Source organism: Kitasatospora sp. P5_F3 (assembly GCF_054049135.1).
This window is the reverse complement of the sequence record NZ_JBFUMY010000074.1, coordinates 1-20,389: the sequence shown is the minus strand read 5'-3', so window position 1 is coordinate 20,389 and position 20,389 is coordinate 1. Positions and strand designations below refer to the sequence as shown.

Sequence of the window (20,389 nt, the reverse complement as noted above, 5' to 3'; positions counted from 1 at the left end):
CCACCACCACCTCCACCACCACCCCCACCACCCCTGAAGGGCGAGAGGGTCTGCTGCGGGAGGGGGCGGCGGGTGGGACGGTCCCGGAGGGGGGCGTGGTGCGCGATTTTCATACCGCCAACGGTGACTCAGCCCCACTCACCGAGTCGGCGGTAGGAAAATCGTGCAGCCCCCCGGAGCGGACCGTCCCACCCGCCGCCCCCGGTCCCCACACACCCGAGAGCCCCGCCGTAACCCCAGCCACCCCCACCCCAGCCACCCCCACCACCCCCCGCCTCGCCCTGGCGACAACCCTCGGCACCCTCGCCCTCGCCTGCGCCGTAGCCCTGATGGCCACCTCCGGCTGGCTCATCTCGTACGCCTCCGAGATGCCCCCGGTGCTCTACCTGATGATGGCCGTCACCTCCGTCCGAGCCTTCGGCATCGGCCGCAGCGTCTTCCGCTACGCCGAACGCCTGGTCTCCCACGACGCGGTGCTCCGCGCCCTCGGCGCGATCCGCACCGCCGTCTACCGCCGCCTCGAACTGCTCGCGCCCACCGCCCTGCCGGCCTTCCGCCGGGGCGACCTGCTCTCCCGCCTGGTCTCGGACGTCGACGCGATCCAGGACCACTACCTCCGCTGGAAGCTCCCGGCCGCGATCGCCGTCACCGTCTCGGTGCTCTCCTCCCTCGCGCTGGCCGCCTTCCTCCCCGCCGCCGGTGCCGTCCTGGCCCTCGGACTGCTGCTGGCCGGAGCGGCCGTACCGGCCCTGGCCACCCGCCTCTCGGCCCGTACCGAACGCCAACAGGCCCCGGCCCGAGGTGACTTGGCGGCCTCCGTGGTCGACACCCTCACCGGCACCGCCGAACTCACCGTCGCCGGCGCTCTCCCCGCCCGCCTCCGCGCCGCCCACGCCGCCGACGGCCGCCTCACCACCCTCGCCGCCCGCTCGGCCGCCACCCTGGCCGCCTCCACCGGGCTGACCGCCGCGCTGACCGGACTCACCGTCACCGCCGCCGCAGCCGTCGGCGTACACGCCGTCAGCACCGGTGCGCTGCCGGGCGTCTGCCTCGCCCTGGTGATCCTGCTGCCGCTCGCGGCCTTCGAAGCCGTCACCGGCATGCCCACCGCCGTCCAGGCCCGGGCCCGCAGCAGGAGCGCCTCGGCCCGCCTCGACGAACTCCTGCTCACCGAACCCGCTGTCGTCGAACCTGCCGAGAGCTCAGGCACCCCCACCACAGCCCACCTGACGACCCACCAGCTCTCCGCCCGCTGGCCCGGCCGCAGCACCGACGCGATCCACGGCATCGACCTCGACCTCACCCCGGGCCGGCGGATCGCCGTCATCGGCCCGTCCGGCTCCGGCAAGACCACCCTCGCCCACACCCTGCTCCGCTTCCTCGACCCCAGCGCCGGGAGCGTCACGCTCCACTGTCCACAGCCTGTGGACAGTCGAACGATTCCGTCCGACCAGGTCCGCCGCTCGGTCGGCCTGTGCGCCCAGGACGCCCACATCTTCGACAGCTCGCTCCGCGAGAACCTCCGCCTGGCCGCTCCCGCCGCCACCGACCGGGAGCTGGCCGACGCACTCTCCTCGGCCCGTCTGCTCTCCTGGGTGCAGACCCTCCCGGACGGCCTGGACACCATGGTCGGCGAGCACGGGGCCCGGCTCTCCGGCGGTCAGCGCCAGCGCCTCGCGCTGGCCCGGGCGCTGCTCGCCGACTTCCCGATCCTGATCCTGGACGAGCCGGCCGAGCACCTCGACCTCCCCACCGCCGACGCGCTCACCGCCGACCTGCTGGCCGCCACCACCGGCCGGACCACCCTCCTGATCACCCACCGGCTGGCCGGCCTGGACGCGGTGGACGAGATCCTGGTCCTCGACCAGGGTCGGATCGTCGAACGCGGCAGCTGGTCCGAGCTCACCGCCGACCCCGGCACCGCCTTCGCCGCCACCTGGCGCCGCGAACAACTCGCCGACCTCGGCGCAGGCCCCGCCCGCCTCCCCGGCGCCCGCGACACCCAGGCCCGCGACACCACCGTCCGCCACACCACCGAACAGCCGCAACCACCCCTCCAAACCGCCACAAACTAGGCTCGACTCATGGAGATCCAGCCCGACCCGGGCAACACCGGCGAGCCCACCCCCCACCGCGTCCCCGAGATCGCGTCGCTGGGCCTGGACACCCTGGTCACCGAGGTCTCCGAACGCCTCCAGTCCGCCGCCGCCGTCACCGACCGGATGCAGCGGCTGCTGGAAGCCGTGGTCTCGGTCGGCGCCGGTCTCGACCTGCACGCCACCCTCCAGCGGATCGCCACCGCCGCCGCCGAGCTGGTCGACGCCAAGTACGCCGCGCTCGGTGTGATCTCCCCGCACGCGGACGGGCTCTCCGACTTCATCCACATCGGCATCGACGACGAGACCGCCGCCAGGATCGGTCAACTCCCCAGCGGGCGCGGCATCCTGGGCGTGCTGATCGACCACCCCGAGTCGCTCCGCCTGACCAACCTCTCCGCCGACCCCCGGTCCACCGGATTCCCCGCTGCCCACCCGCCCATGAAGTCCTTCATCGGCGAACCGATCCGGGTCCGCGGCGAGGTGTTCGGCAACCTCTACCTCACCGAGAAGCGGACCACCTCCGGAGCCTTCACCCCCGAGGACGCCCAGGTGGTGCACGCGCTGGCGGCCGCCGCCGGGGTCGCGATCGAGAACTCCCGCCTCTACGAGGAGGGCAGGCGTCGGGAACGCTGGATCGCCGGCGCCTCCGCCGTCACCACCGCGCTGCTCTCCACCGACCGGGCCCAGGTCGCGCTGACCGTCGCCGCCGAGCAGGTCCGTGAACTCGCCGACGCCGCCCTCGGCATGATCCTGCTGCCCACCGGCGACGGGCAGATGCGGGTGGCCCACGCCTCCGGCGAGAAGGCCGAGTTCGTCCGGGGGGAGCTGCTGCCCCCCACCAGCTTCGCGGCCCAGCTGCTCCGGGGCGAGAGCGTCTACCTCGACGACATGGCGAGCGACCCGGACGTGGTGATCCGGCTGGCCAAGTTGTTCGGTGCCTCGATGGCCGTCCCGATGATCGCGGCCGGCCGGGTGCTCGGCGGCCTCTGCGTCTGGCGCAGCCAGGGCGCACCGCCGTTCACGGAATCCGAGAAGCAGCTCGCCGAGGCGTTCGCCTCACAGTCCGCGCTGGCCCTCCGGCTCGCCGAGGGCCAGCGCGACCAGCAGCGCCTGGCGGTCTTCCAGGACCGCGACCGGATCGCCCGGGACCTGCACGACCTGGTCATCCAACGGCTGTTCGCCACCGGCATGATGCTCGAAGGTGCCGCGCGCCGGGCCTTGGTCCCCGAGGTCAAGACCGGCATCGGCAAGGCCGTCGACGAACTCGACGCGACCATCCAGGAAGTCCGCACCACCATCTACGCGCTCCAGCACGACGACCACGGCGACGAACCCGACACCCTGCGCACCCGGGTGCTCCGCGAGGGCAGCCAGGCTGCCGCCGCGCTCGGCTTCAAGCCCTCGATGACCTTCATGGGGCCGGTCGAGAGCCTGGTCGGCGAGAAGAGCGGCCGTCAACTCCTGGCCGCACTGCGGGAGATGCTCTCCAACGCGGCCCGGCACGCCCGGGCCTCCCGGGTCGGCGTGGAGATCGACGCCACCGTGCACCTGGACGCCGAGGGGCACCCGATCTCCGGCGACCCGGACGCGAACGACCGCCCCGGCTGGCCCGGGGTGCTGCTCACCGTCACCGACGACGGCGTCGGCATCCCGGACGGCGGCCGCCGTAGCGGCCTGCGCAACCTCACCCGTCGCGCCGAGACCCTGGGCGGCGCGGCCTGGAACGAGCCGGGACCGGACGGCAAGGGCACCCGGGTCCGCTGGTCGGCCCGGCTCTGAGCTCGGCTGCCGAGGGGCGGCCCGCCGCTGGGCTCAGCTGCTGAGGGGTTCGAGTCCCAACAGCCGTTCCAGCACCGCCGCCACCCCGTCGTGCTCGTTGCTGACGGTGTGCTGCGCCACGGCGGCCAGCACCTCCGGGTGCGCGTTGGCGACGGCGTACGCCGAGCCCGCCCAGGCCAGCATCTCCAGGTCGTTGGGCATGTCCCCGAAGGCCACCACCTCGCTCCGGTCGATGCCCTGGGCGTGGCACCAGTCCGCCAGCGTGGACGCCTTGGTGACGCCGAGCGCACTGATCTCCAGCAGGGCGAACGGCGAGGACCGGGTGATCTCGACGTACCGACCGGCCACCTCGCGGGCCTTGCCGAGGAAGGCGTCCGGGTCCAACTCCGGGTGCTTGACCAGCAGTTTGAACAGGCCCTGGACCCGCTCGTCGGCGAGCAGCAGCTCGGCCGACGCCACCGCGTGCGGCTCGTCCGAACCCCACATCCGCAGCTGGTACTCGGCCTCCCGGGCGAAGCCACCGGGGAACTCGAAGGCGAACGCCGAGCCGGGCAGCTCGGCCCGGAGCAGGCCCACCACCTTCAGTGCGTCCGCCGCCGCCAGCGGGTAGGTCCGCAGCAGCTCGCCCCGCCGGACGTCGACCACCGCGCCGCCGTTCGAGCAGATCGCCACCCCGTGCCCGCCGATGTGCGCGCTGACCTGTTCCATCCACCGCGGTGGCCGGCCCGTCACGAAGACCACCTGGACACCCGCCTGCTCGGCGGCGGTCAGGGCGGCTGCGGTTCGGGGCGAGACGCCGCCGCCGGGGCAGAGCAGGGTGCCGTCCAGATCGGTGGCGATCAGGCGGGGGAGCGGGCGGGAGGCGGTGGAAGTCACCGCTCCATCTTCGCTCACCCGGCCCGATCCGCCGCCGACCGGGACGGCACCTGATGACCGGGCCCGGTCAGGGGTGCCAGATCTCCTTGATCTCGGTGATCTTTCCGGTGCTGTCCAGGGCGATCTCGTAGATGCCGCCGGAGCAGCTGGCCGGGTCCTGCACCTCCACGCCGAGCAGGCAGTCGCCGATGTGCTGCCACAGCTCACCGACCGGCACCGTCTTCACGGTGCCAGGGCCGTTGGCGACCTGGGCCTTCACCTTCGCCGCGAACCCGTACGTCTTCTCGGCGCCGGCACCCGCGTAGTGGCCGTCGTTGGGGTCGCAGACGAACTTGGCGTCCTTCACGTACAGGGTGTCCTGCTTCGGCGGCTTCACCGCCTGGACGTACTTCCGGCCGGTCTTCGGCGCCGGGGTGGTGCAGCTCCCGGCGCCGTCCGGGTCGTCGGACGAGCTGCTCGCCGACGGGGTCGGGGCTCCGGTGGTCTTCTCCACCGGAGCCTGCGGCGGCGTGCTGCTGGCCGCCGGAGCCTGCACGTTGTTGTTACTGCTGCTGCTCCCACGCGTCGAGTGCTTCTGGCACCCGGTCAGACCGATGACGACGGCCGAAACGACCGCAACCCCCGTGAGCAGCCTACGAGCTGACATATCGATGGTTCCCCCATGCTCGATCCATTGCCGGCGTGACCGGCTCGTCACTGACGACCCGACAGGCTACCCACTCGGCCCGACGCCGCGCGCCCGGCCCTGGGGATTCAACCCAGCTGAGCGAGACCCTCGGTGGCGATCCGCTCGAATACCGCGAGGTCGTTGGCGAAGATCGAGTCGGGGACGGGCCAGTGGATCACGATCTCGGTGATGCCCAACTCCCGGTAGCGGCCCGCGTAGTCGACGAAGGCGTCGAGCGAGGCCAGCGGCTTCTCCGCCGTCGAGCCCTGGAGCAGTACCTTCGCCAGTTCGCCGACCTCCCGGCCCTGCGCCTCGCAGGCCGCCGTCAGCTTCGCCAACTGCGCCGCGATCACCGCGGGCGCCTGCTCCGCCGGCACCGCGGCCGGCCCCTTCGGGTCGCCGTACGTCACCCACCCCTGCCCGAACTCGGCCGCCAGCCGCATCCCGCGCGGCCCGGCCGCCGCGACGTAGAACGGCACCCGGGGCCGCTGCACGCAGCCCGGGATGTTCCGCGCCTCGACCGCCGAGTAGTACGCGCCGCTCTCGGTGGTGGAGTCCTGCTTGAGCAGCTTGTCCAGCAGCGGCAGGAACTCACCGAACCGGTCCGCCCGCTCCTTCGCCGACCAGGCCTCCTGCCCCATCGCGGTGGCGTCGAACCCGATCCCGCCGGCCCCGATCCCGACCGTCACCCGCCCGCCCGAGATGTCGTCCAGCGACACCAACTCCTTGGCCAGCGTGACCGGATGACGGAAGTTCGGCGAGGTCACCAACGTCCCGAGCCGGATCCGCTCGGTGGCCGTCGCGGCAGCGGTGAGGGTCGGCACCGCCCCGAACCACGGCGCGTCCCGGAACGATCGCCAGGACAGGTGGTCGTAGGTGTACGCGGCATGGAACCCGAGGTCCTCGGCCCGCCGCCAGATCTTCTGCCCCTCGCTCCACCGGTGGATGGGGAGGATCACCGTACTCAGTCGCATGCCCTCGACCCTATGCCGTACCGGACTGCCAGGGACTGTCCGACTGGGCGGCTGGTCGTCCGACGACGGGTCAGGGCGTGCCGAGGGCTTCGGTCGGGGGGAGCCGGGCGGCCCGGACCGCGGGGTAGCGGTCGGCCAACGCGCCGATCACCAGGGTGGCGCCGAGGCCGCCGACGGTGGCCCAGGCGGGGACGTCCACGCGGAACCGCGCGAAGGCGGTGGCCTGACCGTCACCGTGGCGCTGCCACCGGCCGACGGGTGACCCCAGGGCCCGGGCGTGGCCCGGCCCGTTGCGGTTCGATCACGACGTGTCCGATTGGTTCGGCATTGCGGTGGAGTGTCTGCCGGAACTGTGTTGGCGGTGGGGGCAATGGCCTCTCATAATTCTGCTGACACACGTGACAGTCGGCTTTGGCGGGGGCGAATTGAGCGCCCCGGCGGGGGAGCGGCGCGCGTTCCGTTCCTTCCGGGGGAGTCCCTTGTCTGCGCCTGAGAACGCGCCTGAGAGCGCGCCGATAAGCGTGCCCGAATCGGTGCCGGAGCCCGTACCCGAGCCGCTGTCAGAGCCGACGGCCGAGTCCGTGGCTGAGGTCGTGGCTGAGGTCGAGACCGGGCCGGTGCAGGAGCCGGTCGCCAGGAAGCTGCCGCGCGCGGTGGTGGTCGCGCTGACGGTCACCGGGCTGCTCGCGGTGACCGCCGCCAGTGCCACCGTCACGGTGGCGATCGGCAAGCCTGACGGGAAGTCGCACACCGTCGCTGCCGCGCCCACGGCGAGTGGCAGCGCGAGCCCGAGCCCGAGTGCGACGCCGTCACCCACTCCCACGCCGGCCCCGACGCCCACTCAGGTGCCGTCCCCGGTCAGCACCCTGCACGGCACGGTGAACGGCAGCACGCACGGCGGCGACCTGCGGTTCTTCCTGCTCCCGATGCCTGCCGGTGCCGAGTCCTACGGTTCGGCCGACGGGGTCGAGGTCGGGCGGGACGAGGTGAAGAAGGACTTCGAGAGTGACTCGGCCGGTGAGGAGAGTCTCAACTACCTCGGCTTCAAGGAGGGTGCGACCCGTCGCTACCGCACCGCCGACGGCCAGCAGGAGGTCGAGGTCCGGATGCTGCGGTTCAAGTCGGCGGCGGACGCCCGCAGGTTCGCGGACGGCATGAGCTTCAAGAACGCCCAGGAGTTCGACATCGACGGCGACTCCAAGGGCAAGGGCATCCTGTTGAAGCCCAAGCAGGAGGCGTGGACCGGAAGGTTGGTCGGCATCTCGAGCCTGGGTGACGTCGAGTACGAGATCACCGTCCTGGTGAAGGGCACGCCCGACAAGGCGCCGCTCCAGGATGCGATGAAGCGTCAGCGGGAAAGGCTGAACTCCGGTGGCTGAGTCGAATATTTCTCCTGAGCCCGACATCGTCGGGGAGGCGGTTGCGCCGAATCCGGTGACCGGACCGACAGCAGGGCCCGCGGTGGACGCCGACCAGCCCGAAACCGGTGAGATCCCGGACCAGGCAGACGAGTTCGGCCGGACCGAACTGCTGGCGGCAGGCTCCGAGGAGCAGCCTCCGGCGACCCCGCGTCGCCCGCTGGGCACCGGGAAGCTGCTGCTGGCCGCACTGCTGGTGGGTCCGTTGCTGGGCGGGTCGGTCGGCTACGCCGTCCAGGCCGCCAGGCCGGCCACCCCGCTCCCCGGGTTGGAGGTCACCGCGCCGCAGTACCCGACCGCTCCGGCGGACGAGAAGGCGGCGGCCGACGGGACGCTGAAGCCGCTGGGGATCGACGGTGACCTGCGCAAGCTGCTGATCTCCCGGCCGGACGGCACCGAGGAGTGGGACAACTACGGTCGCGGCGACGACAGCGGCTGGCTCAGTGCCGGTGAGAACGCGATGTCGTTCAGCGAGGCCGACGACGTCTTCCGTCGGCTGCTCCGCGACGGCTTCCGCCGCGATGCGGCCGTCACCTGGCGCAAGGACAAGGTCCTCTGGCGGGTGGAGCTGGTCCAGTACCAGTCCGACAAGGCGGGCTCGGCCGAGATGGCATCGCTCAGCGGGTACACCTATGGATCGACAACTCCGTTGCCCGGCACGGCCAGTGGCACGTACATGACGCCGACCAAGGCGTACAACTACGCCGAGAGCACCGAGCAGTACTACTACGGGGCGGCGTTGGCCAGGCGGGGTGACCTGGTGATGCGGGTCAGCGTGCACTCGCCCACCCAGGTCAACGCGGACGAGCTCAAGGATGTCGCCAAGCGGCAGTGGGAGCGACTGGTATGAGCATGACCGAGACACCGCCGGCCGGCGAGCAGCAGCCCGAACTGCCGCCGCCAGCCCAGACGGATGCACTGACGGACGCGCAGACGGATGCACTGACGGACGGTCAGACGGACGCCCAGGCGGAGCACCAGCCGGCCGCTCCGCGGCGGGCGATGAACCCGGCCCTGCGAGTGGGCGCCGCCGTGGTGGCGGCCGCCGTGCTCGGGGTGGGCATCGGCGTCGGCATCCTGCGCACGCAGTACCAGGACGAGGACACCGCGCCGGTCGCGGTGGCCGCTCCCTCGGCCACGCCGAGCGCGAGCGCCTCGCCCTCGTTCGGCGCCAAGTCCAACGGCACGCACTTCGGTTCGATGCGCGAGCTGCTGCTCCCGATGCCGGAGCAGTACCGGCTGGGGCCGGACGCGGGCGCCTACGGCAACGACACCGAGCTGACCGAGGACCAGCGCAAGAGCTGGGTCGGGGACCAGATCCGCGGCCTGCCGAAGAAGCTCCAGGACGCGCTCCGCAAGGAGTGGGAGGGCGCGCCGCTGAAGGGCGGTGGCGTCCGTACCTTCATCGCGCCGTCCGGCGACTACGTGGCGACGGTCTGGCTGCTCCAGTACCACCAGGACGCGGTCAAGGCCGACGCGGCCTGGGCCAGCGTGCTGGCCTCGGACTCCGGGCTGTTCCGGCTCGGGCCGAAGGTGCCGGGGCACGAGCAGGCGAGCTGCTTCCTCCCGCACGCAGCGCCGGGGGACAAGATCGACCGCCTGGTCTGCTCGGCGGCGGAGGGTGACCTCCGGATCGAGATGGAGGTGGAGGGGATCGCCCCGCTGCCCAAGGACAAGGCCGTGAACCTCTTCAGCCAGCAGCTCGACCGGCTGGCCCGCCCGGGAGCGTCCGTATGACCGATCAGAGCGAGACCAGCACCCCGATCCCGCCGCAGCCGACGACGGCGCCCGAGCCCGTAGCGGCTCCCGAGCCCGTGACGGCACCCGAAGCAGCCGAGCCCGGCCCCGCCACCGGCCCGGTCGAGCTCGACGCCTGGGCGCTGCCGCCCGAGGCGGTGGCGGAGGAGCAGGCCCGTCGGCCCCGCCGTCGGATCAAGGTGCGCTGGGCGGCCGCCGCGCTGGTGGTGCTGCTCACCGGCACCGCCGCCGGATTCGCGATGACCTCGGTGGAGCGGACCGACCTGCCCGGCCTGGAGACCCCGAACGACGGTCGGTACGTCTTCCAGGCCCTGGCGCTCCCGCCGCTCCCGTCCGGCAAGCCCTCGCCGGGCGCGACCGAGGCGAACCACCGTCACCACGCCGACCTGCGGCTGCTGTTGCTCCCGGCCCCGGTCGGCGGGACCGTCTCGCCCGCCCCGGCGCCGAGCCAGTCCGCGGCTCCGGCGGACTGGAAGTCCTGCGAGGACTACGCCCAGCTCGACAAGGACCCGGTCAAGCTCAAGGAGCTGTTGGACGAGAACGCCTGCCGTGGCGCGGCCCGCCGGGTCTGGACCGCGGCGGACGGCACCCGGGCCGAGACCTGGCTGCTCAAGTTCGGGTCCGAGACCGAGGCGGGCGCGTTCCACGTGAAGATGAGCAGCGGCGAGCTCAAGGAGCCGGCCGGTCTGGAGCACGCCACGCTGTCGCTGAACCGCGTCCTGGACCTGAAGTCGTCGGTGAAGTTCACCAAGACGACGGCCGGTGCCGCCAACGAGCCGGTCGGCCGCGCCGTCTACCTGCAGAACGGTGACGTGGTCGGTCTGATCGTGCTGACCAACCCGAACGGCGTGCCGTCCCAGGCGTTCCGGCAGGTGGCGATTCTGCAGAGCGACCTGCTGAACTGACGGCAACTCAGCGGCCCGACCCCCTGGCAACCCCTAGGGGTCGGGCCGCAGCGCGTCATCCTGGAGGGCTACCCGGACCTCGTCATCCCAGCTCATGCCGCCCGGTAGGGGTGCCCGCTAGGTTGGGCCTGTGTCCACTGTCATCAAGACGGACGGCCTCACCAAGAAGTTCCCCCGGGTCACCGCGCTGGACCAGCTCACCGTAGAGGTGCAGCCCGGTGTGGTCGGCCTGGTAGGGGCGAACGGGGCGGGCAAGTCCACACTCATCAAGATCCTGCTCGGGCTGGCCCCGGCCACCTCGGGGACGGGCCAGGTGCTCGGCCTGGACATCGCCACCGAGGGCTCGGCCATCCGCGAGCAGGTCGGCTACATGCCCGAGCACGACTGCCTGCCGCCCGACGTCTCGGCGACCGAGTTCGTGGTGCACATGGCCCGGATGTCCGGCCTGCCGGCCGCCGCCGCCCGTGAGCGCACCGCCGACACGCTGCGCCACGTCGGCCTCTACGAGGAGCGGTACCGCCCGATGGGCGGTTACTCGACCGGTATGAAGCAGCGGGTGAAGCTGGCTCAGGCCCTGGTGCACGACCCCAAGTTGGTGCTGCTGGACGAGCCGACCAACGGCCTCGACCCGGTCGGCCGGGACGAGATGCTGGCGCTGATCCGCCGGGTGTACACCGACTTCGGCATCTCGGTGCTGGTGACCACCCACCTGCTCGGCGAGCTGGAGCGCACCTGCGACCATCTGGTGGTGATCGACGGTGGCCGGCTGCTGCGGTCCTCCTCCACCGCCTCGTTCACCGAGGTGACCCAGCTGATCGCGGTCGAGGTGACGGACCGTCCGGACGAACCGGGCTTCGACGCCGAGGCGGCCGTCCTGGCGCGGCTCACCGCCGCCGGCCTGTCGGCCCGTACCGACGGCACCAAGATCATGCTGGTGCAGCTCGAGGACGACGACACCTACGACACCATCCGGGACACCGTGGCCGACCTCGGCCTCGGCCTGGTCCGGCTGGAGCAGCGCCGCCACCGGGTCGCCGAGATCTTCGCCACCGAGACGGGAGGGCCCTCCGATGTCGCTGCCTCCTGACACCGCGCCCGACAGCGGGGTCATCCACAACATCGGCTACCGCGGCTACCAGGGCCCCCGCCTCGGCCGCGGCTACGCCACCGGGGCGCTGTTCGTCCAGGGCCTGCGCGCTGCGTACGGTCTGGGCCGCTCCGGCAAGTCCAAGGTGCTGCCGATGCTGGTGGCCGCCGCACTGGCGCTGCCCGCGCTGGTCATCGTGGCGCTCGCGATCATCACGAAGTCGGACGACCTGGGGGTGGGGTACGCGGACTACATCTCCCTGTCGGTGATGGGGATCTTCGTGCTGATGTTCCTGGCCGCACAGGCCCCGGTGCTGATGTCCCGGGACCTCCGGCACAACACCGTGCCGCTGTACTTCTCCCGGCCGATCACCCGGGTCGACTACGTCCAGGCGCGCTACCTCGCGATGGCCGCCGCGCTGATGCTGCTGATGACGGTGCCGCTGGTGCTGCTGTACCTGGGCGCGTTGCTGGCCGGGCTGCCGTTCGGCGAGAACACCGAGCACTTCGCCCAGGGCCTGTTCGCCGCGCTGCTCTACTCGGTGCTGTACTCCGCGATCGGCCTGCTGATCGCCGCCGCCACCCCGCGCCGCGGCTTCGGCGTCGCGGCCATCATGGGCGTGATGTTCGTCAGCATCCCGCTGGTCGGCATCGTGTTCGGCCTCAGCAGCGGCGTCGGCCCCGCCCCGGAGTCCGCCAACTGGGCGGCCGTGCTCTCACCGAGCACCGTCGTCCACGCTCTGGTCAACGAGATGTTCTCGATCACCACGGGTGGCTCGTTGCACGCTCCCGGCGGTCTCGGCATCGCCGTCTTCGCCCTGGAGACCGCGGTGCTGACCGGCGGCTCGTACTGGCTGCTGCTGCGCCGCTACCGGAACATCTGAGAGGTCGTCATGGCAGTCATCACCATCGACAAGGTCTCCCGCTGGTTCGGCAACGTGGTCGCCGTCAACGACGTCACCATGGAGATCGGCCCGGGCGTCACCGGGCTGCTCGGCCCCAACGGCGCGGGCAAGTCCACCCTGATCCACATGATGAGCGGCTTCCTGGCCCCGTCGTCCGGGTCGGTCACCCTGGACGGCGCGCCGATCTGGCGCAACCAGCAGGTCTACCGGCAGATCGGCCTGGTGCCCGAGCGGGAGTCGATGTACGACTACCTGACGGGCTGGGAGTTCGTGCTGGCCAACGCCGAGCTGCACGGACTGGCCGACCCGGGCGCCGCCGCCGAGCGGGCCATCGGCCTGGTCGAGATGGAGTACGCGCAGGACCGGAAGACCGGCACGTACTCCAAGGGCATGAAGCAGCGGGTCAAGATGGCCTCCGCGCTGGTCCACGACCCGGCCGTACTGCTGCTGGACGAGCCGTTCAACGGCATGGACCCGCGCCAGCGGCTCCAGCTGATGGAGCTGCTCCGCCAGTTCGGTGCCGACGGCCGTACCGTGCTGTTCTCCTCGCACATCCTGGAGGAGGTCGAGCAACTGGCCCGGCACATCGAGGTGGTGGTGGCCGGACGGCATGCCGCCTCCGGCGACTTCCGGAAGATCCGCCGGTTGATGACCGACCGGCCGCACCGCTACCTGGTCCGCTCCAGCGACGACCGCAGGCTGGCCGCCGCCCTGATCGCGGACAGCTCCACCGCCGGTATCGAACTCGACTGGCACGAGAAGGCGTTGCGCATCCAGGCGATCAACTTCCCGCAGTTCACCGCGCTGCTGCCGAAGGTCGCCAAGGAGGCCGGCATCCGGCTGTACACCGTCTCCCCGGCCGACGAGTCGCTGGAGAGCGTCTTCTCCTACCTCGTCTCGTCCTGACGCCCCGTCGCTCTGTCGCTCCGAAAGGCTGACCCCCGTGAACCTGACCGTCGCCAGGCTGACCGTACGCGGCCTGCTGGGCCGCCGCCGCGGCATCCTGCTGCTGGTCGCCCCGGTCCTGCTGCTGGTCGTCTCCCTGATCACCCGGTACCTCGACAAGCAGTCCCAGGCCACCGAAATCCTGGGCCAGCTCTCGCTGGGCACCCTGGTGCCGATCATCGGTCTGGTGATCGGGGCGGGCGCGATCGCCACCGAGATCGACGACGGCTCGATCGTCTACCTGCTGGCCAAGCCGCTGCCCCGGTGGAAGATCATCACCACCAAACTGGCGGTGGCGATCGGCACCACCTGGCTGTTCGCCGCGCTCCCCGCCCTGCTGGCCGGCTTCATCCTGGTCGGCACCCAGGACAACCTGGCGGTCGCCTACGCGGTGGGCACGATGGTCGCCGGGGCGGTGTACTGCGCCGTCTTCCTGCTGCTCGGCGTGGTCACCCGGAACGCGGTGGTGGTCGGCCTGGTGTACGCGCTGGTCTGGGAGAGCCTGATCGGCAACTTCGTCGAGGGCGCCCGCACCCTGAGCATCCAGCAGTGGGGGCTGAGCATCGCCAAGACCATCGCGACCGAGGGCGTCATCACCGCCCCGGTCTCGCTCGGTGTCGCGGTACCGCTGCTGATCGTCGTCGCGCTCGCCGCCACCGCCCTGGCCACCGTCAAGCTCGCGGGGCTGACGCTCTCCTCGGACGAATAGACCTTGCAGCTGCGCCCGGTTGCACTACCCAGGGGCTCGGGGAACTGCGAAAGTGCCTGACCATTTACGTACGGATCACCTTTTCCGAGGTCGGCGTCGCAGTTCCCCGAGCCCCTGGCGTGTGCCTCCTGGGCGCAGTGCCCTCTCAGCGCAGGATGCGGTTGCGCCCCGCGCCCCAGCCTGCGGCGGCGGCCAGGACGGCCATCACCAGCAGCAGGGCCAGCGGCAGCTCCCAGCCCCCGGTGAGCTGGTGCAACGCTCCTGCGCCGACGGGGCCGGCTGCGGCGACCAGGTAGCCGACCGCCTGGGACATGCCGCCGAGCTGGGCGGCGCCGAGTGCGCTGTCGGTCCGCAGCACCAGGAACGCCAGCGCCAGTCCGAGCGAACCGCCCTGGGCGAGGCCGAGCACGGTGGCGGAGACCCAGGCGCCGGAGACCGGCGCGAGCAGCAGGATGACCACGCCGGTCGCGTTCAGGGCGGCCATCGAGACGGCGAGGCCGCGCTGACGGGTCATCCGGCCGGCGATCAGTGGGACCAGGAAGGCCCCGGCCACCTGCACCAGGTTGCTGAACGCGAAGACCAGCCCGGCCTCGCCCCGGGCCATCCCGTGGTCGACCAGGATGGTGGGCAGCCAGGCGATCAGGGTGTAGACCATCAGCGAGGAGATGCCCATGAAGGCGCTCACCTGCCAGGCCAGTCCGGACTTCCAGACCCCTTCGATGGGCTTCCCGACCGGAGCCGCCGCGACGGCGGCCCGCTCCTGACGGGACCTCAGCACCTGCGGCAGCCAGGCGATCGCGGCCACCAGCGCGAGCAGCGACCAGGCGCCGAGCGAGCCCTCCCAGCCGCCGCCGAACACCTTCTCCAGCGGCACCGAGACGGCCGCCGCGAGGGTGGCGCCGATCAGCATCGAGGTCGAGTAGACGCCGGTCATGGCGGCCGCCCGGCCCGGGAACTCGCGCTTGACCAGACCGGGCATCGAGACGTTCAGCACCGCGATGGCGATCCCGATCACCATGCAACCGGCGTACAGCGCGAAGGAGTTGGGCAGCACCCGGAGCAGGATGCCCGCGCCGAGCGTGAGCACCGCTCCCAGCACCACCCGCTCCGCGCCGAACCGCCGGGTCAGCCGGGGCGTCAGCGGGGCGCCGAGGCCCTGGAACAGTACCGGCACGGTGGTGATCAGGCCGCTCGCGGTGGCGGACAGGCCGAAGGTGCGCTGGATCTCGCCGAGCAGCGGGGAGACGGCGGCCAGCGAGGCCCGCATGTTGAGCGCGACCAGCACGATGCCGAACAGCAGCAGGGCGGGGTGCGCGAGGCTGGTGCGGGTACGGACCTTCGGTGCGGCGACCGGCTGGGCCTGGGTGACCGTCATGGGACTGTTTTCTCTCCGGGCAGGGGTGAACTATGAACGGGACGACGGGAGTTGGCCGGTCGTCACTTCCGCGCGGCGATGGCGGCGAGCAGCTGCTCGACGGCGCCGATCGGCTCGGCCAGCAGGGCCCGGCAGGCCGCCTCGGCCAGCTCCGGGTCGCCGCTCTCGATCGCGTCGACCAGGGCCTGGTGGGTGGCCACCACCACCTCGGGCATCTCGTGGTCACCGAACGAGGCCCGCATCGACTCGCGCACCGAGGCGCCGAAGTAGCGGTACACCTCGGTCAGCGCGGGGTTGTGCGCGGCCTCCACCACGGCGGTGTGGAACTCCAGGTCGTGCTCGACGGTGGCCTCCCGCCCGGCCCGCTCGGGCTCGGTGGCGATGATCTCGGCCTCCCGGGCCAGCGCGGCCCGCATCCGGGCGATGTCCTCGGGGGTGTGCCGGAGTGCGGCCAGCCGGGCCGCCTCGGTCTCCAGCGCGGCCCGGACCTCCAGCACGTCCCGTACGCCCGAGCGCTGGACTCCGCGCAGCACCGAGGCCGGGTCGCTGGTGCTCCGGACGAAGGTGCCCTCGCCCTGCCGGGAGACCAGCATCCCCGCGTGCGCCAGCACCCGGATCGCCTCCCGGACGGTGTTGCGCCCCACCCCGAGCCGCTCGGCCAGCTCGTGCTCGGTCGGGATCTTCCCCCCGACCGGCCAGCTGCCGGCGCTCAGCTGCTCCCGCAGCTGCTCGATCGTCTCGTCCACCAGGGAGCGTCGCCCGGCGGCCTGCAGTCCGTCACGGCTCATCGGGGGCTCCTCTCGCGGGTGGACGCCGGTCATCCTACAACTACTTGCCCGGTCATCCTACAACTGGGTGCGGGGTGCAGTGAGAGCGATTCGAAAACCTGTGGTCACAGGAGGTTCGGGGTCGTGGATACTACGCCCTGCGCAGATGGGATGATCATCCTGTCATTTCGCCCAATCTCTGGGCGTAGGGCGTCCGTTCAGATCTTTGGGGGAACAACTGGTGCCCATCCGTCGCCAGGTCGGTATTGCCGCTGCCATCGTGAGCTCCACCGTCATGGGGGCCGCGCTTCCGGTGTCGGCCGCTCAGGCCCAAGCCGCCACGCTGTACGTCAACAACGACCCGGCCGCACACTGCTCGAACAGCGGCTCGGGTACACAGGCCCAGCCCTACTGCACCGTCCAGGCCGCCGCCGACGCGGCGCAGCCCGGTACGACCGTGCAGATCGCCGAGGGCGACTACCCGGAGCAGGTCACCGTGACCCACTCCGGTAGCCCGGGTAACCCGGTCACCTTCAGGGGCGTGCCATTGGGAGCCGCTCCTGAGGCGGTCGTCGGCCTCGACTGGGGGGCCGCTGCCGCGCAGACCCTGCCGCACGGCTTCGTGCTCGCGAACGTCCACGACATCACGGTCAGCGGTCTCCAGTTCGGTACGCCGCAGGAAGCCGTCCTGGTCACCGACGCGGACCGGATCGTCCTCGACGGCAACACCTTCCTGGGGTCCGGGCAGCAGTCCTACCACTCCGGGGTGGTGTCGTACCCGAATCCGGCACCCGCCGTACGGCTCACCGGGAAGACCACCGGCACCACGATCAGCCGCAACCGGATCGGCGGCAGCGGTACGGCCGGTGTCGTGGTGGACCCCGGCGTCGCCGGTACCGTCGTCACCACCAACGCGTTCACCGCCAACAACGGTGACGGTGTTCTCGTCACCGATGCCCCCGGCACCGTGGTGGTCGGCAACTCGCTCGCGGAGAACTGCCGGACCGCCGTCACCCTTGCGGGCAACTCGGCGGGCTCGACGCTCGAGAACAACATCACCATGTGGAATCACAAGGTGAGCTGCCCCGGTCAGACCGGAGGGCCCGAGGTCGTGGTCTCCGCCGGGTCCACCACCGGGACCAAGGCGGACTACAACGTGGTCAAGCCCAGAACCGGTGTCGCCTACGGCTGGGCTGCCGCCGGCTACGACACGCCGAGCGCGTTCACCAAGGCCACCGGCCAGGGCGCGCACGACCTCCAGGAAAACAGCTTCAACCTGGATGGTTCGTCCAACGAGGAGCTCCAGCCGTCCTGGCAGTCGCTGTCGGTCGACTCCGCCGACGCCGACGCACCCGGCATGCTCGCCGTCGACATCAATGGCAAGGCCCGGATCGACGCCCCGAGCATCGCCAATACCGGTACTGGGGTGGGCTACCACGACCGCGGCGCGGCCGAGGTCCAGGTCCCGTTCTTCGTGCGCCTCGAGCAGTACTTCGGGACTCTCATTCCCTCCCACCACCCGCTGGACGCGGCCTGGACCGGGATGATCATGTCGCCCTGGTCCCCGGCGACCGGGACCGTCGACTTCGGGGATCACACGAGCGTCGAGGTGACGGCGGAGAGCTTCCCGCTGGTCCACAGTTATCCGGGGCCCGGCACCTACACCGTGACCCTCACCGCGTCCAACGGTCTCGGCCTCACCCGGTCCACCTCCCACCCCGTCACCATCGCCCCGGTCGGTCCGCTCACCGACCTGAGCGTCTCGGCGTCCCAGAAGAGCGGGGACCCCAACCCGCACGCGTGGGTCTACGTCAGTGCCAACAGTCCCTGGCCGATCGCCAGGACCACCCTCGACTTCGGTGACGGATCGCCGGTCCTGGTCACCGACGGGGAGGCGTGGGAGGTGCCCCACGACTACCCTCGCCCCGGCCTGTACACCCTGAGCGCCACCATCGTCGACGACCACGGACGGTCGGTCAGCCGCTCCGAGGTCCAGCAGATCGCCGGCGCCGACGTGGGCCACTACACGGGCACGCCGGTCGCGGGCCGGTGGACCGGGACCAGGACCAGCTACGTCGGGTTGTTCCGGGACGGCCAGTGGGCGCTGTCCACCGCCAACCAGGACGGGCCGCCGACCGTGCAGGCACGGTTCGGACAACCCGGTGACGTGCCGACCGTCGCGGACTGGGACGGCGTCGGCCACGACCAACTCGGTATCTACCGCGCCGGCGTCTTCGGGGTCCGGCACGATGACGGCACGGCGACCGCGATCCCCTTCGGCCAGCCTGGCGACATCCCGGTGCCCGGCTACTGGGACCACAACGGACACGCGCAGCTGGCGATCTACCGGTCGAGCATCCGTACCTTCGCGGTCCGCCACGACGACGGCAGCGTCTCCACCGCCACCTTCGGTGACCTCGGCGACATCCCGCTGGTCGGCGACTGGGACGGCGTTGGCCACACCCAGATGGGTATCTTCCGCCCCGGCCGGGGCCGAGTGACCAACGTGTTCGCTCTCCGCCACGACAACGGCAGTGTCACCGCCGCCACCTTCGGTGACCCCGGCGACATCCCGCTGGTGGGGGACTGGAAGGGCCAAGGCCGGACCAGCTACGGCATCCACCGCCAGGGGGACGGGTACTTCGGCCTCAGCAACGCCTACGTGAAGGCGGCCGACACGGCCTTCCAGATCACCCTGAGGTGAGCGCGCCCGATGCCCGAGGCCCCGCCAGATTCCTCCGGAGGGCTTCGGGCATCGGCGCAGGACGCCGGGCGTGTCACCCGGCGACCCTCGCAGCCCGGTGCTGCCGTGGTTGACGGGAACCGCTGGGCCGCACCCTGCGTTTCTCCGTTCGCCGTTCCCGTTTCCCGGAGTTGGAGTACTGCCCCATGGTGTTCAAGAAGCTGCTCGGTGCGCTCGGCGTCGGTGGGCCCACCGTCGACACCGTCCTGGCGACGCCGGCGGTGCAGCCCGGTGGGCTGATCCAGGGGCAGGTCAACCTGGTGGGCGGCAGCCAGGAGGCGAAGATCTCCGGTATCACGCTGACCCTGGTGGCCCGGGTGGAGATCGAGCACTCGGAGGGGGAGAGCGACGGTCTGGCCTCGTTCGCCCGCTACTCGGTCAGCCCGCCGCTGACCCTGGCCGCCGGTGAGCAGCGCTCGATCCCGTTCGCCGTCCCGGCGCCGTACGAGACGCCGGTGACCGTGGTGGCCGGGCAGCACCTGCACGGCATGTCGCTCGGCGTCCGGACCGAGGTGGAGATCAGCGGAGCCCGGGACAAGGGCGACGTCGACCCGCTCGGGGTCGAGCCGCTGCCGCTGCAGCGCGGGGTGCTGGAGGCGTTCGAGGCGCTCGGCTTCCGCTTCCACAGCGCCGACCTGGAGTCCGGGCGGATCCGGGGCACCGGGCAGAGCCTGCCGTTCTACCAGGAGATCGAGTACCTGGCCGGGCCGCAGTACGCGCACCAGTTCAAGGCACTGGAGCTGACCTTCCTGGCCGCCGCCGACCGGGTCGAGGTGGTGCTCGAACTCGACCGCCGCAGCAGTGATGTGATCAACCATCATGTACTCGACCGGAGTTCGGCCGGTCAGGACCTGGCCGCGGTGGTGGACGGCTGGATCCAGCAGGCGCTGGCACACGGCTCGCACGGCCACGGCGGCCTGGTGCTGGAGGAGTTCGTGGACGAGGTCGTCGAGGAGTCCTTCGAGGAGAACTTCGAGGACTGATCCGGGGGCTGCCCGTCCGAGAGGGCAGCCCGGCCAGTGACTCCGCAATGTTGCCTTTATATGCTCCGCAGAAGCTCCGAAGGGCTGTATGCGGTTCTTTCCGACAACAGGCCATACGGGAGCGTTGTCGATCGAGCTGTTCCTGCCTGCCGGCGGAAGGTGTGCGTATGTCTGGCCAGAGGCCGGGGTCGTCGGGCCACGACGCCGAATGGTGGCGTGACGACGTCTCCTCCGGCGCGCCCTACCGCGACCCGTACCAGGAGCAGCAGCCGGCCGCTCAGCAGCCCCGGGGCTACCAGCCGCAGCCGACGCCCCGTCAGGAGCCCCGCCAGGCCGTACCGGGCCAGCAGGGCGGCCGCGCCGAGGCCCGGCGCGCGCAGCAGCAGGGCCGGGTCGAGGT

The 20,389-nt window shown here is 71.5% G+C and carries 17 protein-coding genes and 2 pseudogenes; 13 read left to right on the top strand and 6 right to left on the bottom strand.

Going from position 1 to position 20,389, the window contains the following annotated elements; translation table 11 throughout:
• Both cydC and ACXJMZ_RS30640 read left to right on the top strand, forming a co-directional pair.
• Nucleotides 1–2,075 (top strand): thiol reductant ABC exporter subunit CydC (gene cydC / locus ACXJMZ_RS30645; protein WP_457033284.1); only part of this gene is annotated, 2,075 nt, incomplete at its 5' end.
• 9 nt (nucleotides 2,076–2,084) lie between these two features.
• Nucleotides 2,085–3,878, top strand: a complete 1,794-nt coding sequence (locus ACXJMZ_RS30640) for a GAF domain-containing protein (RefSeq protein WP_457033283.1) — start codon at nucleotides 2,085–2,087, stop codon at nucleotides 3,876–3,878.
• Nucleotides 3,879–3,911: 33 nt separating this feature from the next.
• Here ACXJMZ_RS30640 and ACXJMZ_RS30635 read toward each other — a convergent pair whose 3' ends face one another.
• From ACXJMZ_RS30635 to ACXJMZ_RS30620, 4 genes and pseudogenes are all read right to left on the bottom strand, one after another.
• Nucleotides 3,912–4,754 carry an HAD family hydrolase gene (locus ACXJMZ_RS30635; protein WP_457033282.1) on the bottom strand — a complete coding sequence of 281 codons (843 nt, stop codon included), beginning with the start codon at nucleotides 4,752–4,754 and terminating at the stop codon, nucleotides 3,912–3,914.
• 67 nt (nucleotides 4,755–4,821) lie between these two features.
• Nucleotides 4,822–5,400: a hypothetical protein gene (locus tag ACXJMZ_RS30630; protein ID WP_457033281.1), complete on the bottom strand. Its 579-nt coding sequence runs from the start codon at nucleotides 5,398–5,400 to the stop codon at nucleotides 4,822–4,824.
• Between the two features lie 107 nt (nucleotides 5,401–5,507).
• Nucleotides 5,508–6,395 (bottom strand): LLM class flavin-dependent oxidoreductase, encoded by an 888-nt coding sequence (locus ACXJMZ_RS30625; RefSeq protein WP_457033280.1) that lies wholly within the window; start codon nucleotides 6,393–6,395, stop codon nucleotides 5,508–5,510.
• A 70-nt stretch (nucleotides 6,396–6,465) separates the two neighbouring features.
• Nucleotides 6,466–6,588 (bottom strand): annotated as a pseudogene (locus ACXJMZ_RS30620) (ABC transporter permease); the annotation flags it as partial.
• A gap of 388 nt (nucleotides 6,589–6,976) precedes the next feature.
• Here ACXJMZ_RS30620 and ACXJMZ_RS30615 point away from each other — a divergent pair.
• The 8 genes from ACXJMZ_RS30615 (at nucleotide 6,977) to ACXJMZ_RS30580 (ending at nucleotide 14,121) form a co-directional block, all read left to right on the top strand.
• Complete coding sequence (locus ACXJMZ_RS30615) at nucleotides 6,977–7,774, top strand: hypothetical protein (RefSeq protein WP_457033279.1); 798 nt, start codon at nucleotides 6,977–6,979, stop codon at nucleotides 7,772–7,774.
• An 82-nt stretch (nucleotides 7,775–7,856) separates the two neighbouring features.
• Nucleotides 7,857–8,663, top strand: coding sequence for a hypothetical protein (locus ACXJMZ_RS30610; RefSeq protein WP_457033278.1), 807 nt, complete (start codon nucleotides 7,857–7,859; stop codon nucleotides 8,661–8,663).
• The gene (locus ACXJMZ_RS30605) at nucleotides 8,660–9,550 is read left to right on the top strand and encodes a hypothetical protein (RefSeq protein ID WP_457033277.1); all 891 of its coding nucleotides are present in this window, start codon (nucleotides 8,660–8,662) and stop codon (nucleotides 9,548–9,550) included. Before ACXJMZ_RS30610 ends, ACXJMZ_RS30605 begins: the two co-directional genes overlap by 4 nt.
• Nucleotides 9,547–10,476, top strand: coding sequence for a hypothetical protein (locus ACXJMZ_RS30600; RefSeq protein WP_457033276.1), 930 nt, complete (start codon nucleotides 9,547–9,549; stop codon nucleotides 10,474–10,476). The genes ACXJMZ_RS30605 and ACXJMZ_RS30600 overlap by 4 nt, the downstream gene beginning before the upstream one ends.
• A gap of 130 nt (nucleotides 10,477–10,606) precedes the next feature.
• Entirely contained in the window at nucleotides 10,607–11,563 is a 957-nt protein-coding gene (locus tag ACXJMZ_RS30595) for an ABC transporter ATP-binding protein (RefSeq protein ID WP_457033275.1), read from the top strand.
• On the top strand, nucleotides 11,547–12,446 hold the full coding sequence (locus tag ACXJMZ_RS30590; protein WP_457033274.1) for an ABC transporter permease: 900 nt from the start codon (nucleotides 11,547–11,549) through the stop codon (nucleotides 12,444–12,446). Before ACXJMZ_RS30595 ends, ACXJMZ_RS30590 begins: the two co-directional genes overlap by 17 nt.
• Nucleotides 12,447–12,455: 9 nt before the next feature.
• Nucleotides 12,456–13,373: an ABC transporter ATP-binding protein gene (locus tag ACXJMZ_RS30585; protein WP_457033273.1), complete on the top strand. Its 918-nt coding sequence runs from the start codon at nucleotides 12,456–12,458 to the stop codon at nucleotides 13,371–13,373.
• 37 nt (nucleotides 13,374–13,410) lie between these two features.
• Nucleotides 13,411–14,121, top strand: coding sequence for an ABC transporter permease subunit (locus ACXJMZ_RS30580; RefSeq protein WP_457033272.1), 711 nt, complete (start codon nucleotides 13,411–13,413; stop codon nucleotides 14,119–14,121).
• 145 nt (nucleotides 14,122–14,266) lie between these two features.
• Here the strand turns inward: ACXJMZ_RS30580 and ACXJMZ_RS30575 are convergent, their stop codons facing one another.
• The gene (locus tag ACXJMZ_RS30575) at nucleotides 14,267–15,496 is read right to left on the bottom strand and encodes a CynX/NimT family MFS transporter (protein WP_457033271.1); all 1,230 of its coding nucleotides are present in this window, start codon (nucleotides 15,494–15,496) and stop codon (nucleotides 14,267–14,269) included.
• Between the two features lie 62 nt (nucleotides 15,497–15,558).
• On the bottom strand, nucleotides 15,559–16,284 hold the full coding sequence (locus ACXJMZ_RS30570) for a FadR/GntR family transcriptional regulator (protein WP_457033270.1): 726 nt from the start codon (nucleotides 16,282–16,284) through the stop codon (nucleotides 15,559–15,561).
• A gap of 220 nt (nucleotides 16,285–16,504) precedes the next feature.
• On the opposite strand from ACXJMZ_RS30570, the gene ACXJMZ_RS30565 reads away from it, so the two are divergent.
• From ACXJMZ_RS30565 to ACXJMZ_RS30555, 3 genes and pseudogenes are all read left to right on the top strand, one after another.
• Nucleotides 16,505–18,967: a PKD domain-containing protein gene (locus tag ACXJMZ_RS30565; RefSeq protein WP_457033269.1), complete on the top strand. Its 2,463-nt coding sequence runs from the start codon at nucleotides 16,505–16,507 to the stop codon at nucleotides 18,965–18,967.
• A 185-nt stretch (nucleotides 18,968–19,152) separates the two neighbouring features.
• Entirely contained in the window at nucleotides 19,153–19,989 is an 837-nt protein-coding gene (locus ACXJMZ_RS30560) for a sporulation protein (protein WP_457033268.1), read from the top strand.
• 167 nt (nucleotides 19,990–20,156) lie between these two features.
• A pseudogene (locus ACXJMZ_RS30555) lies at nucleotides 20,157–20,389 on the top strand (hypothetical protein); the annotation flags it as partial.